This window comes from Virgibacillus siamensis (assembly GCF_039522605.1).
GTDB classification, from domain to species: domain Bacteria; phylum Bacillota; class Bacilli; order Bacillales; family Amphibacillaceae; genus Lentibacillus; species Lentibacillus siamensis.
The window spans coordinates 121554-137162 of record NZ_BAAADS010000006.1 but is presented as its reverse complement, the minus strand read 5'-3'; the positions used below and the strand labels follow the sequence as shown (position 1 = coordinate 137162).

13 protein-coding genes and 1 other RNA gene are annotated in these 15609 nt (G+C 42.1%); 2 read left to right on the top strand and 12 right to left on the bottom strand.

The annotated features are described in order from the left end of the window. Positions 1-7: 7 nt before the first annotated feature. Entirely contained in the window at positions 8-2014 is a 2007-nt protein-coding gene (locus tag ABD010_RS04940) for a S9 family peptidase (RefSeq protein WP_343810787.1), read from the top strand. Positions 2015-2058: 44 nt separating this feature from the next. On the opposite strand, the gene ABD010_RS04935 is transcribed toward ABD010_RS04940, so the two are convergent. From ABD010_RS04935 to ABD010_RS04900, 8 genes are all read right to left on the bottom strand, one after another. Next, on the bottom strand, positions 2059-3021 hold the full coding sequence (locus tag ABD010_RS04935; RefSeq protein ID WP_343810785.1) for an alpha/beta hydrolase: 963 nt from the start codon (positions 3019-3021) through the stop codon (positions 2059-2061). 121 nt (positions 3022-3142) lie between these two features. Beyond that, entirely contained in the window at positions 3143-3631 is a 489-nt protein-coding gene (locus ABD010_RS04930) for a DinB family protein (RefSeq protein WP_343810783.1), read from the bottom strand. A gap of 92 nt (positions 3632-3723) precedes the next feature. Beyond that, positions 3724-4830, bottom strand: coding sequence for an ABC transporter permease (locus ABD010_RS04925; protein ID WP_343810781.1), 1107 nt, complete (start codon positions 4828-4830; stop codon positions 3724-3726). Next, positions 4827-6092: an ABC transporter permease gene (locus ABD010_RS04920; protein ID WP_343810779.1), complete on the bottom strand. Its 1266-nt coding sequence runs from the start codon at positions 6090-6092 to the stop codon at positions 4827-4829. The genes ABD010_RS04925 and ABD010_RS04920 overlap by 4 nt, the downstream gene beginning before the upstream one ends. Before the next feature lie 10 nt (positions 6093-6102). Then, positions 6103-7035 (bottom strand): ABC transporter ATP-binding protein, encoded by a 933-nt coding sequence (locus ABD010_RS04915; protein WP_343810777.1) that lies wholly within the window; start codon positions 7033-7035, stop codon positions 6103-6105. A gap of 503 nt (positions 7036-7538) precedes the next feature. Next, positions 7539-8177 (bottom strand): response regulator transcription factor, encoded by a 639-nt coding sequence (locus tag ABD010_RS04910; RefSeq protein WP_343811047.1) that lies wholly within the window; start codon positions 8175-8177, stop codon positions 7539-7541. 4 nt (positions 8178-8181) lie between these two features. Next, positions 8182-9267 carry a sensor histidine kinase gene (locus tag ABD010_RS04905; protein WP_343810775.1) on the bottom strand — a complete coding sequence of 362 codons (1086 nt, stop codon included), beginning with the start codon at positions 9265-9267 and terminating at the stop codon, positions 8182-8184. A 968-nt stretch (positions 9268-10235) separates the two neighbouring features. Next, positions 10236-10733, bottom strand: a complete 498-nt coding sequence (locus ABD010_RS04900; RefSeq protein ID WP_343810773.1) for a GNAT family N-acetyltransferase — start codon at positions 10731-10733, stop codon at positions 10236-10238. A 404-nt stretch (positions 10734-11137) separates the two neighbouring features. Here ABD010_RS04900 and ABD010_RS04895 point away from each other — a divergent pair, with 404 nt between their 5' ends. Next, positions 11138-12010, top strand: coding sequence for a patatin-like phospholipase family protein (locus ABD010_RS04895; protein ID WP_343811046.1), 873 nt, complete (start codon positions 11138-11140; stop codon positions 12008-12010). Positions 12011-12093: 83 nt separating this feature from the next. Here ABD010_RS04895 and ABD010_RS04890 read toward each other — a convergent pair whose 3' ends face one another. The 4 genes from ABD010_RS04890 to ABD010_RS04875 all read right to left on the bottom strand — a co-directional run bounded on the left by ABD010_RS04890 (position 12094) and on the right by ABD010_RS04875 (position 15575). Continuing rightward, positions 12094-13242, bottom strand: a complete 1149-nt coding sequence (locus ABD010_RS04890) for an AI-2E family transporter (RefSeq protein WP_343810771.1) — start codon at positions 13240-13242, stop codon at positions 12094-12096. 119 nt (positions 13243-13361) lie between these two features. Further along, a non-coding RNA gene (gene ssrS / locus ABD010_RS04885) (6S RNA) lies at positions 13362-13546 on the bottom strand. 123 nt (positions 13547-13669) lie between these two features. Beyond that, positions 13670-13810 (bottom strand): small, acid-soluble spore protein L, encoded by a 141-nt coding sequence (gene sspL / locus ABD010_RS04880; RefSeq protein WP_343810769.1) that lies wholly within the window; start codon positions 13808-13810, stop codon positions 13670-13672. 160 nt (positions 13811-13970) lie between these two features. After that, complete coding sequence (locus ABD010_RS04875) at positions 13971-15575, bottom strand: fatty acyl-CoA synthetase (RefSeq protein ID WP_343810767.1); 1605 nt, start codon at positions 15573-15575, stop codon at positions 13971-13973. Positions 15576-15609: the final 34 nt, after the last annotated feature.

Sequence of the window (15609 nt, the reverse complement as noted above, 5' to 3'; positions counted from 1 at the left end):
ATCTTATATGAGTAATGAAACAAAACGTGCTTTAACTGCAGAAGATTTGAAGAATGTTGAAGTGTTCAGCGACCCGCAATTTATACAGGATGGCAGTGGTTATACGTTTGTTTCCACAATTGTTAATGGCAAAAATGAATACGAATCACACATATTTTTTCAGAGCCTGCATAAATCCGAACCAGCGCAATGGACATTCAGTGAGAGTAAAAACTCCAACCTGCACATTTCGCCGGATGGCAGCCGTGCAGTATTCCAATCGGACCGGTCCGGAATTCCGCAGCTTTACCTTTTACAACTGAATGGCGGCGAAGCAAAGCAGCTGACAGCATTCAAAAATGGTGCCACTTCACCCGTCTGGTCCAGTGATGGCAGCGAAATCTTCTTCCAAGCATCGCTAGAAGAAAACGATGACGTAACAAATCAACGTGAATTAACGAATGATGAACAGAAAAAGGAACAAGAAGAAAAAAGCAAAAAGCCCCTGGTAGTAAACCACCTGAAACATAAGTCCGATGCAAGGGGATTTCGCGACAAGAAGCGTGCGCAGATTGTATCGTTCCAGCTTAAGGAAAAAACGTTTGAACAATTAACAATTGCCGATACCGATCACCATTTGGAGGATGTGTCACCAGACGGAAAGACAATTCTTTTTTCAGCTAACCTTAATGACAATGAAGACTACGAATTAACGAGTGATCTCTTTTTGTTGAACCTGACTACAATGGAACAAGTGCAATTGACCAATGGAATGGGAGCGTATGGCAATGCCCAATTTTCTCCGGATGGGGACAAAATTGCCTGTTTCGGCCATGAATATTCCCATCAGGGCGCAACAATAAATGAATTGTATCTGTTTAATATCCAATCCCAGGAATGGACTTGTCTGAGTAATCACTGGGATATGCAACTTGGTGATACGATGATAGGTGATACCAGGATGGGACAATCAACTAAAGGTCCGGTTTGGTCAGGAGATGGAAAACACATCTTCTTCCTTGGCACGGATTATGGTGCCACGGGATTGTATCAGGCCAATCAGGCTGAAGAACTGCAGGTTCTCTATAAAAACGATAATCATGTATTCGGTTTTTCCTATAACGCCAGCGACGGAAAGTTTATTTTAGGAATCAGCACACCGACCAACCCATGCAACTTCTATCTGTTGGATAGGGACCCCGAACTGCAGCGGCTGACCAATGGAAATGAAGACCTGCTTAGAAAAGTTGCATTAAGTGAACCGGAAACGCTGACGTATCGGGCGAAAGACGGGTGGGAAATTCAGGGATGGATCCTGAAGCCATACGGTTTTGAAGAAGATAAAAAATATCCGCTCCTACTCGAAATCCATGGTGGACCACATGCCATGTATGGTCAGACATTTTTCCATGAACTCCAGCTGCTCGCAGCGCAAGGATATGTTGTGCTTTACACAAACCCGCGTGGAAGTGACGGATACGGTCAGGCTTTTGTTGATGCGTGCCGTGGTGATTATGGCGGAAAAGACTATACTGACTTAATGGCTGCCGTTGATTTTGTATTGGCCAACTATGACTATATTGACGAAGGTCGCCTTGGTGTAACCGGCGGCAGCTACGGCGGGTTTATGACTAACTGGATTGTCGGACACTCCAACCGGTTCAAAGCAGCAGTCACCCAGCGCTGTATCAGCAACTGGCTCAGCTTTTACGGTGTAAGTGACATCGGTTATTTCTTCACCAAATGGGAGCTCGGCAAAAACTTGCTCGAGGATCCGGCAAAGCTGTGGGAATTTTCCCCGCTTAAATACGCCGAAAATATCGAGACACCATTGTTAATCGTTCATGGTGAACAGGATTTACGCTGTCCAATTGAACAAAGTGAACAGCTGTTTATGACACTTAAACACCTTCGAAAAGAAGTCGAATTTGTCCGCTTTCCGGATGCCAATCACGAACTGAGCAGAAGCGGCGATCCGGACATGCGACTGGAGCGTTTGAATCATATCACACGCTGGTTTAAAACATATTTATAAAAACAGCAAAAGGCTGACAACCTTATCTGGTGTCAGCCTTTTGTTTATTGATCACTCATATATTTATCCAAAAATGCTTTCATTTTCTTCACATATTTATCTTTGGCAATAACGAAAGATTCACCATGGTTTGCACCATCCACAGTCATTATTTCCGCTTCACTTTTCGTATTTTCATAAAGTTTAAAGCTCATTTCTGTTGGGACAAATGTATCTGCTTTCCCGTGAATATACAAAATCGGGACTTCTGCCTTTTTCACCTGTTTCAAAGCGGAGGCGCCCTTCAACGAGTAACCTGCCTTAAATTGTGTAACCATGCTGGTACTTGGAAGAATCGGGATATCCGGTAAATGGTACATCCGTTCCATCTGATAGTCGAACATATCATATACACTCGTGTATGGACTGTCAGCAATAATCGCCTTCACATTGTCCGGAAGATCTTCACCGCTTGCCATCAATACGGTCGCAGCACCCATTGACACTCCATGCAGCACAATTTCCGTGTCGTCACCGTATTTTTTCACAATCTTATTGACCCAGTCAATCAGGTCGAGCCGATCGTGCCAGCCGAAGCCAATATAGTCACCTTCACTCGCACCATGTCCACGTGCGTCAGCCATAAAAATATTATAGCCCATCTTCTCGTAATAGTACTGACCGTACAAGCCCATGTCCATCGCATCGCCAAGATACCCATGTGCAAAGACAACAACCTTGTTTGTCGGCTCTTCCGCCTCAAGAAAATATCCTGTTAATTCGAGTCCATCATACGACGTCATCGTCCATTCATCAAAATCCTGTTTATCAACCCAGGTCCGCCAGTCACCTTCCATGAGAACTTCCATGGTTTCGGCGGAGACTTCCAGATCTTCATTTCCTTGCAAAAAATCCTTTTCACCACGATCGATTGCTAAATTATAAAAATAAAAACTGGCAATCACATCTATAATAAATAAAACACTTATAACAGCAATTAAAATCTTAAGCCATTTTTTCCGTTTCACATCTTCTCCCCTTTCGAAAGAGTCTCTTACTCTATTATACTAAAAAACACGGAAATATTCGCCCGATATGGCATGGTACTTCCATGCAAAAGGGGAAAAGTTTGGCTGCTGAATGCTTTTATTACAAATTCAATGCACGCTTCACTTCTCTTAGTTGTTCTGTATGGCGCATTTCATGATATGCCACAAATGGAACCCATTGTTTCAGTGATAACTCCCCAAATGCCGGATGCTGGTACACCCGCTCTTTAAGCATTGTTTCATCGGCATTTATGGCAGTATCAGCTAATAGTTTATGGCTTGCTTCCAGTTTTTGAGTCAATTCTTCAAGTGTTGCAAAATCACCGCCCGGCGTTAGAAAATCAAGTGCATCCACTTTTTTATCACGATTGACTGTCAGATCAATTGGTTTTTCGGATACATGCTCCTTTTTCCCTTTTTCCAGCTGACTCTGAATAATTTTGGCAACCGACCCTTCCATCAGATATAAGTGATCCAGTATCTGCTTTATGGACCATCTATCCCCTGCAGGCTGTTTATTGATATCTTCATCAGAGATTCCCTCTGCTTCTGCAAGCAGTTCTGTACGCGCACGCTCATTTAACCTCATACATAATCCCTCCATAATTTAATGGAACACTTTATTATAGCAATCTTTCACTAAATTTTAAAAGATTGACCAGTAAATGGCCAATCTTTTAATCAAACATATCTTCTTTCCATCAGATGAATTCCGATCCCGGTCATCAACACTCCCATCAGCAGTAAAATACTCATAGGATATAATAATTCATTAATTGGATGCCCATAAATCGCCACACCATACAAAATCTCCATGCCATACGTGATTGGATCGAATTTTGACAGCAGCAGCATGAATTCGGATTGGACAATTTCAATTGGCCAGTATGCACCGCCAATCATCGCCATACTTACCGCAAGGATCGGAATAATCGCATTAAACTGCTGCACCGTTTTTACAATCCCGGTTACCAGAATAGACAACGCGACGATTGCAAACACATACGGAGTGATCAGCAGTAGTGACTCCCAAAACCGGCCATTAAAATCGACACCAATCCAGTAACGGAAAACAAGAAACACGATAATCACCTGTAAATACCCGGTTAAAAAAGTGTACAAGAAATTTGCTGTATACATTTCCCATTTCTGCACGGGTGACAGAATTATCCGGTCCCAAATCCCTTCTTTTTTCTCAAGTAACACATAAAACACATTATAAGCGATTGTGTAAATAACAAAAAACAGCGTAAATCCGAATAGGGTGTGAAATTTCATGTCGAATGTATCTGCCTTTGAACCGTTAAAATAACTTGACTCCATAGAGAACACAGCATTGGCAGATGTTAATTGTTCGATAACTTCTTTTTCTTTCGATGGACTGGTTGCTCCAGCTTCATTTGCGATGTTGTTATATTGTGCTTTTTTCAAATACGCCTCGCGTACTGTCTGTTGTACAAGATTTGCATTTGCGGAAGATACACCGACAATAACATCATAATGATTTTCACTCAGGATCAGCCCCACTTCAGCATTTCCATTTTGAACCTGCTGCTCCACCCGGTCTTTTGATACCCATTCAAAGGAAAAAGCATCCGATTGATCGAGTAGCTCACCAACAACAGATTGACGGATTGAATTGTCTGATGCATGGACTGGTACCGTAACAGTTGCCGGGTTTCCAGAGCCAAGCACGAGAGCAAACCCAACTGACATAACAACCATTATAACGAATGTCCACGGATTACGCAGGAACATTTTTACTTTTGCTAAGAAAATACCAATCATAGGCTTTGCCCCCTTTTCGGAAAACTAAGCGCAGCGATACAAATTAACACAACGGCGAAAATCCCAAGAAAAATCAAATGTTCCCAGGAAGAGGAAATACCGCTGCCCCTGATTATATTCAGATAAGAAGTCATCCCAGCCCCGTTTGGCGTGAGGTTGCCAAGCTTACTCAGTATTTCTGCAGACTGACCAATTGGAAAAAAACTGCCCCCAAGAAAGGCTAATACAGAAATAATAATGTTAGAGAAAAAATTGATAATCATTTCCGAATTTAATCGGTAGCTGATTGCCACCACTAAAACAGATAATCCACCTACCGCAACTGCCATGGTGAGCGTTACAATCAGAAACCCGGTCACATCCGGCCAAGCCACACCGAAGAACAGCCATGCAGCTGCAAATACGATACACAAATGGATAAACGCGAAAATAGCCCCGGCAAGCAGCACTCCCGTGAAATAAATCCATCTGGACACATCTGCCAATATAATCCGGTTAAAAACATGCATTTTCCGCTCACGAAATGCATAAGAGCCTATTGTCGAAGCAATAAACAATACATTCATCACTGCCATTCCAATTGCATAATAATCCTTGGCCGAAACTGGTTCCGCCTGATCCACTGATTTAATGTTACCGGTGATTTGTTCAGCGTCCACCTGTATCGCATCCATCGAAATTCCTTTATCCTGAACAAAATTCACCAATGTCAGATTCTCCTGGTACCGTTGCAGGACATTCTGCACAACAGATGCTCCAATATTTTTTTCTCCGTTTTCATAAACGTTAAGGGAAGACTGGGAATTCTTATTAAGCAGAAGCTTCCGCAACGTTTGATACGTAAAGTTTTCAGGCACTTCAATAATCACTGCATACGAATCATCTTTCAAAACTTTCTCCAGATTGACAGGCTTTACACTCTCCAATGTCACAATATCCTTCAGACCTTCACTTTTAAAAATGCTCTTGATCTCGTGGATTGGCGCCATTTGTTCTGCAGCCTGACGGATTGCACTTACCTTCTTTTCCGGTATGTTACTTTCTTTCACATCATGCATGAACTGTTCAACCTGTTTTTGTTCGTTGCCATTTTCCACAATTGCGACTTTTGCTTCAATGGAAGTTGTTTCACCATTCATCACACCGCCGAGAGCAACACCCAAAATCAAAATTAAGATTAGCGGAAGGCCAATAAGCAACAGCAGTTGAAACGGATTACGAAGCAATGTCAGGCCGGTTTTCTTTATGATTTGCCATATCATCGAACCACCCCTAATCCCTTAAAGCTCTACCGGTAAGGTGCAGGAAAACATCTTCAAGTGTAGGTGTCTGGACGTTAACCGATGTGAGTTCAATTCCTGTTTCCTCCGCATATTTCAAAATGGTTCCGAACACATTCGTTTCTTTTGGCACAATTACAGTAACTGCACTTTCTTCCGTCGTCACGCGGCTGATTGTCGGATTATTTTGTAATGAATGGATAAAAGATTCGTTCCACCGCGCTGCCTGAATCGAAACTGATTTTTCCGTTGAAAGAATCTGCTTTATCTCCTCCTGGGTACCTGATGCAATTAAGTTTCCTTGATCCATGATATAAATCCGGTCACATAGAAACTCCACTTCTTCCATGTAGTGACTGGTGTATAAAACCGTCATTTTTTTCTCTTTATTCAACCGCTTAACCGTTTCCAGAATATAGCTTCGTGACTGTGGATCAATTCCAACTGTCGGTTCATCCATAATAATCAGTTCAGGATCATGAAGAAGTGCCACACCAATATTCAAGCGGCGTTTCATCCCTCCCGAAAATTTCTTAACGACATCTTTTCTCCGCTCCGCTAGACCGATCAATTGTAGCACCTCATCGATTCTTTCTTTTAATTCGACGCCGGATAACCGATAAATCCTTCCGAAAAACTGTAAATTCTCCTGTGCAGTCAAGTCATCATACAGTGCAATTTCCTGAGGTACCATTCCAATTACTTTGCGTATCGGTCCCGGACTGTTAATAATGCTGGCATTCCGGAAACGAACATCACCCTCAGTTGGCTCAGTCAATGACGAAAGCATTGAAATCGCCGTTGACTTACCGGCACCGTTAGGACCGAGCAGACCAACGATTTCACCTTCCTCGATGAACATATTAACCTTCTTCACCGCGTAAAACTGTTTAAATTTCTTAGAAAGATCAACAAGTTCGAGCATTTCCCCGCCTCCTCTAAATTCAGTATACTGCCATCCCACTAATTCGCACACTGTCTCAAGTCATTGATTTTCCGGAATTATGATGACTATGGTCATGATATGGGAAACTGCTGACAATTTGTCGGCGTACAACGGTTTCTGCATTTTGTTCAGCAGTTTTCCACTTTCATTCAGCAGGGCTAGCCAAAAACCTGTTGTTGCGAGATAATTATCAACTACAAATTGGGAACATCAACCGTTGCGAGACAAACATCGACCGCAATTCCAAAACATCAACCGCTGTGAGGCAAACATCGACCGCAATTCCCAAACATCAACCGCTGTGAGGCAAACATCGACCGCAATTCCAAAACATCACCCGCTGTGAGGCAAACATCAACCGCAATTCCAAAACATCAACCGCTGTGAGGCAAACATCAACCGCAATTCCAAAACATCAACCGTTGCAAGGCTTTTGCCCATGAACAAAATAAAAAAGACCCTCTCATTGGAAAGTCTTCTTATCATTCGCCTATACCATGCCTCACTGCAAAAATCGCGAGCTGTGTGCGGTCGCGGAGATCAGTTTTTTGTAAAATATGTGTGATGTTATTTTTGACAGTGCCGATAGACAAGTACAATTCGTCCGCAATTTCTCTATTAGTCTTCCCTTTCCCAACTAAATAGGTTACCTTCATTTCCCTCGGTGAGAGGTCAACGTCAACAGATGATTTTTCAGCTGTACCTTCCAGCAAGCGCGGCATAACCTTAGCAGCTACTTCATCATGAATCGTCAGGCCACCTTTCATGCAGCTGTATACTGCTTCAATCAACTTTGCCGAATCGGACGTTTTCAATAAAAAACCATTAGCCCCCTCCTGTAACGCCTGCAGAGCATATTCATCATCATTGAACGTTGTCAGCATCACTATTTTTACATGCGGCCAGCGTTTTTTAATTTCTCTGGTCGCTTCAATACCGTTCATGACCGGCATCCGCACATCCATGAGAATAAAATCAATGATATTTTTTTCCAATATCTGTAGTGCCCGCTGTCCATTTTCCACATCATGGTCGACCCTAATATTTTCATCCTGTTCCAATATTACCTTCAAACCTTGTCTGACAATGTCCTGATCTTCTGCAATCAGTACCCGCCACATCATGTCAGCCCCCTTCGCCTGGAATGGTTCCTTGAACAACAAACTTTTCCTCTGTCTGATAGACTTGTAACGAACCTTGTATCCCGTCCATCCGTTCTTTCATATTGGACAGTCCAAACCCGTATTCGAATGGAACTGCATGAAAAAGCTGATTGATTACTTCAAAAGAAACCCCGCCGCTAGCTGATTTCCCCAGAACAATCTGAACTTCACGCGACTGTGCATGGCGCATCGTATTCGTCAAAGCTTCCTGAATGGCACGGTACAACACAATATTACCTTTATTGGAAAGTTTAACCGACAGCACCCCTTGCTTCATCGTGAATTGAACAAGAATATGGCTTTCCGCTTCCAGCTTGCGAATTAGATGCACCACAGTTGCCAGTCCTTCCTGCTCATCCTGTTGCAGTGTTTGCACCGCCTGTCTAGTTTCATCAAGACTCTCCTGTGCCATTTTCTTCAGTTCCTGATACTGCGGTTGCTGTCGCTGAATGGAGAGCATTTCAAGTTTCATAATCAGTCCCGTCAATCGATGCCCAACCGAATCATGAATATCCCGGGCAATTTTAGTCCGTTCTTCCAGCCGCGCATTGTTTTCAGCAGCCAAGTTCATCCGTTTTAATTTTCGATATTCCCCCAGCAGCTGTTCATATTGCTCGAGGAGCTGTTTCCGTTCCATTTCCAGGCGGTTCAAAGCAAACACCATAAAATAAAACAGCTCGCTGAAAATCATCAATTCGAGCACGTCATCCGCATACAGCACAGCAGTGGACAAGGATAATAAAAGATTAACCAGAACATATGTAATCAAATTTTTTCGTCGAAGCCGATATAGAGAAACCACCGTGACAAAAAAAAGCAGCAGCACTGTATACACGGAGACATTCGTCAGCAGAATACCATGAACAAAAATAATAAGCGATAATCCGATACAAATAAAAAACATTTCCTTATGGATGGATAAGAAGAAAAACAGCGCCAGTGACAATGCGGCAAAACATATACTGAGCGCTGCATTCCCACTATCCTGTACAATAATGAGCACCCACAGCCCACTGAAAATCACCAAACGCAGCCAAAAAATGCTCACATGAAATCACCCTGCCTTCCAAACTTTGAAAACATGTCATTTATTATATAGTATACCAGGAATCAATTGAGGCAAAGGAGTGTTTTTTGTCATGCGGTGTTCATGCAAAGGAAATGATCTAAATTCAGGCAATGGATTTACCGTGCATGCTTCTTAAGATTGTTGAGGAATTCGATGGATCCGGGATTATCTGTCCCGACATGAGGGATACAATAGAACCAGTGATTCAGTTTTATGCATGACCGAAGTATGCATATTACGATAAAACAGCCGATAATTCTGAGAATTTTGAACCATTTCCTAAAAATTACCACATGAATCATTGCTTTTGTAGTATACTAAAGTAGACATGTTATACAGGGTGACGCTTCTCAAGGGGAGCAGTAAAAAGTATTACTCTTTTTACTTGGCGGCTTCGAATCCCCAGAAAGGGGTGAGCGAGTGATTGAAATTGACAAGACTCTCGAGTTAATGTTGATGTTTGGAACACTCGTAGTTTTACTTGTTGGCAGCCATGAAAAGAAGTAATCACCCTGTCGTCTCCGTAAACGTGGGGTAATTACTCTTTTGTGAATATTCCGATTCGGAGTCGCCGTGCCTTGCGGATAACTGTCCGGGTCGCAAGTTGCAGCTTGCGGCCCGCCTATTGACTCCGGAAAATTACAACCAATGTAATTCTATTTCCTTCCGCTTAAAATTATTCATCATTTCCAAATTACTTGCCAACTAGTCCATTCGTTCCTGTAAAGTTTTGTATACCGTCCATTATTGATACTTTTGTCTTAATTAAATCGTATCATAACCCGTCAGAATCGTCTATCATTATCATTCATTAAAAGAAATTCGTTTTATGAGCAAAAACCAGACTGTTGATTGAGAATTTTGTTGAAAATCTTTTTCCTAATCCACTGTTAACATGATTTCCGCTGCTTATTGATGGAATTTGCGGTTATTCATCAAATATTCTGTCACAGCATCATTACCATATGCTCTTCATCAAGAAACGCTTCACCGAATTTAATTGCCTTTTTATGTATACCAATCGGCACAAATCCCTGTGCATAATACATACTTTTTGCGGTAGTATTTTTTGTAACAACTGAAATGCACAGTTGGCTCACCCCATCGATTGACCTGGCCTGTTCAACAGCTGTTTGCATCAGTTTTTTCCCAACGCCTTTCCCCCTGCAAGTAGGAGTGACATACATACCAAAAACACTGGAGCGGTGATTTATCTTAACTTTTGTTTCACCAACAAGTGCAACCATACCAATCAAATTATCCCCTTTGAACGCACCAAAGTTGAATACCTCACTTGATTGCAGACGTACTTTATAATCATCCTCAGACATTTTTTCGGCTTCCTCATGACTGGTCAGAAATGCTTCAGGACTGTTCAACAGTGCTTCCAGACGCAGCTTCCGATATGCCCAGGCATCTCCAGGCTCCAATATTCTTATTTCCATTTTGCTCCATCCCCTTTTTCCCCTATGAATTATATTTCTACATGAAAAGACATTTTCCTTCTTTTAGAAAAACTTGATTATCACCAGAACTTCAGATGACAACCTTAATTGCACTCATACAGATACTCTGCCAAAAAGAAAAACGTCCCAGCAATTGGATCGTTTTTCTTTTACTATATGTTCAACTGCATTCTATTCATGACAGCTCTGTACAATTATTTTAACGAACAGCAGCATGTTCCCATCGCTGTTTGATATGCGTCCATTTAGTGAAATAAGTTCCATTTTGGATGTTTTTCAAAAAGTACTTCAGTCATAAAAATTGTTGACCTGATGTGTGACTGATATAATTTTTCTTATAGTAGAAAAAGGAAGTGTGTATTTTGGAATACGAGGCTGGCCTAATGCTGGAGGGTGGAGGTATGCGGTGTGCTTTCACAATCGGCGTACTGGATTACTTTCTTGATCAGAAGATTGAATTCCCTTATGTTGCAACTGCATCAGCCGGTGCATTAATAGGAAGTTCCTATATTGCCAGGCAGCGTGACCGGAACGCGAAGCTGCTTCATGCCATTGGTAAAAATCAACAGGCCATATCCATCAAACGACTGTTACAGAAAAAAGAACTGTTTAGTATGGATTATATTTTCGACAAGTTGGCAAATCAAACATTTCCGCTTGAATTCCAGGCTTTCAGTGAAGCAAGTTCCAGGTTTATCATCGGCACCACCGATATAAATACCGGAAAACCGATTTTTCATGATACATTCCAAAAACAGCAGGATCTTTCAACGATTATCAGAGCTTCCTGTTCATTACCGGTTTTAGCCCCAAGCATTGAATATAACGGAAACCAATTAATTGACGGGGGCGTGTCTAATCCGATACCAATTGCACCTTTGCTTGACAGAGGCATTAAAAAGCATGTTGTCATTCTTACCCGCAATAAAGGCTATATTAAAAAGCCGACAAAATTGAATTGGTTTTTCAAACGGGTTTTCAAAAATAATCCGGAACTTATCCGACTGTTGCATGACAGGCATTTGCTTTATAATGAAACCATGAAAAAATTAACTGCTATGCAACAACGAAATGAAGTCTTTATTATCCAGCCGAAAGATCCACTGCAGGCAAGCAGGATTGAAAAAAATCATCACAAGCTGGAGGCTTTATACCGCCAAGGCTACCGGGAAACTGAAAGAAATCATGCTGCACTGTACAGCTTCCTGCATGGTTTACAAAAATCATCCGTACAGAAAAATGCCCTTCATACATAAGGTAAACTTTATGACCCTTACAATGTTTTAATTTTAAAACAGGCGACCTGCCACCCGTGGCTGGACGCCTGTTTAATCGCACATCATTTTTTTTCATAATATCCATATTCTTCACCGTAAAAACGGTTATAGCGCGCTTTGAATTTCCCAAAGATGTATACAGTTATCACTTTAATAATCGCGTATCCCGGTATACCGAGAATCACACCAACAATTCCAAATAAATTTCCCGCTGCCAACAGAACAATAATAATCGTGAGTGGGTGAATACTCAAGGTTCTGCCCATTATATTCGGTGAAATGAAATTCCCTTCAAGGAACTGCACAGCCGCCCATACTATTCCCAGTTTCAATAGCATGATTGGTGAAGCAACCAATGCAATAATTATCGCTGGTGTGATTGCGATGATTGGTCCCAGATACGGAACAACACTTGTAACGGCAGCAATAATTGCCAAGGTTATCGCATAGTCCAGTCCGATTATCAAATAACCGATAAATAATAATGTACCGATACAGAGTGCCACAATTATTTGCCCCTGAATGTAAGAGCCGACTTGAACATCCATATTGTTCAGGATCTGATCGGCATCTTTCCGGTATTTTGGCGGCAATAGCTTCAAACAATACTGCTTAAATTGATTTCCATCTTTAAGCAGGAAGAACAAAATGAAGGGAAACGTGATGATTGCTACCACGATACTGGTCAATGCGCTGGCAATGCCTTGTATTCCCTTGATTGCGCCACCGAGGTAGTCACCAATTTTACTTGTTATGTCACTTAGATGGTTCGTCAGCCATGAATAGCCCTGATCATAATAAGGTGCCAAAAATGAGCTTTGAATCCATGATTGAAACCCGTTTGCCATTTGTTCGAGATACGATGGGAATTTTTCGGCTAAATCTTTAACTTGTGATTCAACCGCTGGAGCAATCAGTAGAACAAGCCCCGTAATCAACCCGCTGATACCCAGAATAATGATAAGGATTCCCCATATTCGGCTTATATGTACACGTTCCAGAAGATTTACAATCGGGTTCAGCAAATAATATGCAATAAACGCAAGGATCACTGGCGGTACAACCGTTGATAGTACAATTATTAACGGATCAAATATAAATTGAACCTGATTAAAAATAAATATGGCAATGCCGGCCAACACTAACAGAATTAATCCAAACAGCAAATCCTGTCCGCCAATAAATTTTATAAATCTGCTCGAATTTTTCATATCAGGCCTCCTTAATACCAAATTATAGAATAAATCATATAAATATTCCATCGAAGTGATACATCCTGGAACACAAAAAAGCCAGCTCCCGTGAGGAAACTGACCTGTTATTTTAAAAGGTAACAGCCACAATTGCCGTATTTTTCATAAAAAGTTTTAAACCACCACTTCGCAAAGTGGGTGTTTGCAGAAACCTTCCTGTCTTCCACTTGGTTCGAGGCACGACATTAGAGCTCCGATATAAAACTCCCTATTCATCTGTTAGAGGTTAAAACTTAGTTTAATACGTACATTGCAGCTTATTTTTATCTTAAACCTATTATCCCGAAATTGCAATGGGAATAAAATCCTATTTTTGCAAACGTTTTCAATGGGGCGATTCATATTCCTGCTGCGCTGATCATGTTGAATCCGCTTCTGTTCATCCTTAAATTTTTGTGTTCTTCTTTTTTGCACGCTGTTCCAACTGTGATTCTGGCCGCTGTTCGCGCTCATCTTCACTCATTCCCTGAGGATTGACACTCGATTTAACCCTTTTATCACTTCTGACCTTATCGTTTTCAGCCATCTGAAACACCTCCAGTCAATAGTATCTCAGGAAGCTGAAAATTTTATGCCAGCATGAAGGCGTTTTTATTTATATTGTGAACTTCTAGCACTTCTACTGTGAACTTCTAGCACTCGAATTAGAAACTCTGACACTTCATCGATAACCTCTCACACCTGCACTATTTCCCAGCTAAATGCTCGTATTGATCCCGTAACGAACGTTTCAATATCTTTCCACTCGGATTCTTCGGCAGTTCATCAGCAAAATCGACATACTTGGGCACTTTGAATTTTGACAGACGCTCCTGGCAAAATTCCATGACGCGATCTCCGGACAATCTTGTACCTTCTTTCGGAACAATAATTGCAGTTACCGCCTCAATCCAGTATGCGTCAGGAATACCAATAATGGCGACTTCCGACACACCATCAAGCTGGTAAATGGTCTCTTCAACTTCTCGGCTGGACACATTAACCCCCCCTGTATTAATCATGTCCTTTTTGCGGTCAATGATCGTTACATAGCCTTCCTCGTCCATCACACCCAAGTCACCACTGTGAAACCAGCCGTCACGGAACGCTTCAGCCGTTTTTTCCGGATCGTGCAAATAGCCCTTCATCGTATGTGGAGTCCGGTGTACAATTTCGCCAATTTCCCCGCGTTCCACTTCCTTATCCTGTTCGTCAACAATTTTTGTCTGCACATTCAAGGTCGGTACACCAGCCGAACCTAATTTACGGAGCTGATCATGCGGCTGCAGTGCTGTCGCAAGCGGCGCTACCTCGGTCTGACCGTAAAAATTCCAGTACTTTGCATTCGGCAGGCGCTCCGCCAGTTCTTTTAATATTTCACGCGGCATAATGGCTGCACCATAGTAGCATTTTTCAAGTGTGGATAAATCGCGTTTGTCAAAATCAGGATTTCGTAACAGCGCAATCCATACGGTTGGCGGGGCAAACAATTGTGTTGCACCTTCTTCTTCAATTGTTTTCAAAATAAGTTCTGGACTTGCTGCTCCCAATACAATTCCGCTTGACCCTACATACACACTTGGTCCCAAAAAAACGTGAAGTTGTGCACTGTGATAAAGTGGGAGAGCATGAATTGCCACATCTTCCGCTGCCATATTTCCATCAACAATACTGCTTACATATTCACTGATTAAACTTTTGTGCGAGAGCATAACCCCCTTGGGCCGTGATTCCGTTCCACTGGTATACAGCACATGGGCAAGGTCATCATCATTCAGGTCAGCATCGACAAAATCAACCGGATGTCCATCCCGCGCTTCTGACAATGCTGTCCAGGCTGCAAGATCTCCGTCATATGTACCGATTGCATCCATCAAATAACGGAACTTAATATCCAGTCTGCCTGCAGATTTGTCCAAAACACCAGCATATTCCTCTGACGCCACAAACCCACTTACTTCTGCATGCTCCAGAATATACGCAACATCTTCACCAGTCAGCATATAATTGATTGGAATCATTACTGCGCCAACCCTCGCTAACGCAAAATTAACCACAACGAAATCCAAGCTGTTCTTCGACATAACCGTAATCATATCGCCCTTCTGCATCCCATCATCTAAAAAAGCATGTGCGGTCTGATTGACGAGATCATCCAGTTCAGCATAATTGAGCCGCTGGGTACCATATGCCAGTGCAAATTTCTCCGGCATCCGGTCGCGGGTTCTTGCCAGCAAATCTCCCAATGTATTTCTGCGAGCCCGGTTCAACATCCTGTTCAAATCATCATGTACATTTGTATCCGCCTTCATGTCTCCACTCCTTAAATGAATTTTGATGACTTAT

Bases quoted from the DNA above. Each gene is read 5' to 3' on its own strand.
- ABD010_RS04940 (WP_343810787.1), top strand. From the start codon at position 8: ATGAGTAATGAAACAAAACGTGCTTTAACTGCAGAAGATTTGAAGAAT.
- ABD010_RS04930 (WP_343810783.1), bottom strand. From the start codon at position 3,631: ATGAGGTTAAATGAGCGTGCGCGTACAGAACTGCTTGCAGAAGCAGAG.
- ABD010_RS04925 (WP_343810781.1), bottom strand. From the start codon at position 4,830: ATGATTGGTATTTTCTTAGCAAAAGTAAAAATGTTCCTGCGTAATCCG.
- ABD010_RS04920 (WP_343810779.1), bottom strand. From the start codon at position 6,092: ATGATATGGCAAATCATAAAGAAAACCGGCCTGACATTGCTTCGTAAT.
- ABD010_RS04915 (WP_343810777.1), bottom strand. From the start codon at position 7,035: ATGCTCGAACTTGTTGATCTTTCTAAGAAATTTAAACAGTTTTACGCG.
- ABD010_RS04910 (WP_343811047.1), bottom strand. From the start codon at position 8,177: ATGTGGCGGGTACTGATTGCAGAAGATCAGGACATTGTCAGACAAGGT.
- ABD010_RS04900 (WP_343810773.1), bottom strand. From the start codon at position 10,733: ATGGAAATAAGAATATTGGAGCCTGGAGATGCCTGGGCATATCGGAAG.
- ABD010_RS04895 (WP_343811046.1), top strand. From the start codon at position 11,138: ATGCTGGAGGGTGGAGGTATGCGGTGTGCTTTCACAATCGGCGTACTG.
- ABD010_RS04890 (WP_343810771.1), bottom strand. From the start codon at position 13,242: ATGAAAAATTCGAGCAGATTTATAAAATTTATTGGCGGACAGGATTTG.
- sspL (WP_343810769.1), bottom strand. From the start codon at position 13,810: ATGGCTGAAAACGATAAGGTCAGAAGTGATAAAAGGGTTAAATCGAGT.
- ABD010_RS04875 (WP_343810767.1), bottom strand. From the start codon at position 15,575: ATGAAGGCGGATACAAATGTACATGATGATTTGAACAGGATGTTGAAC.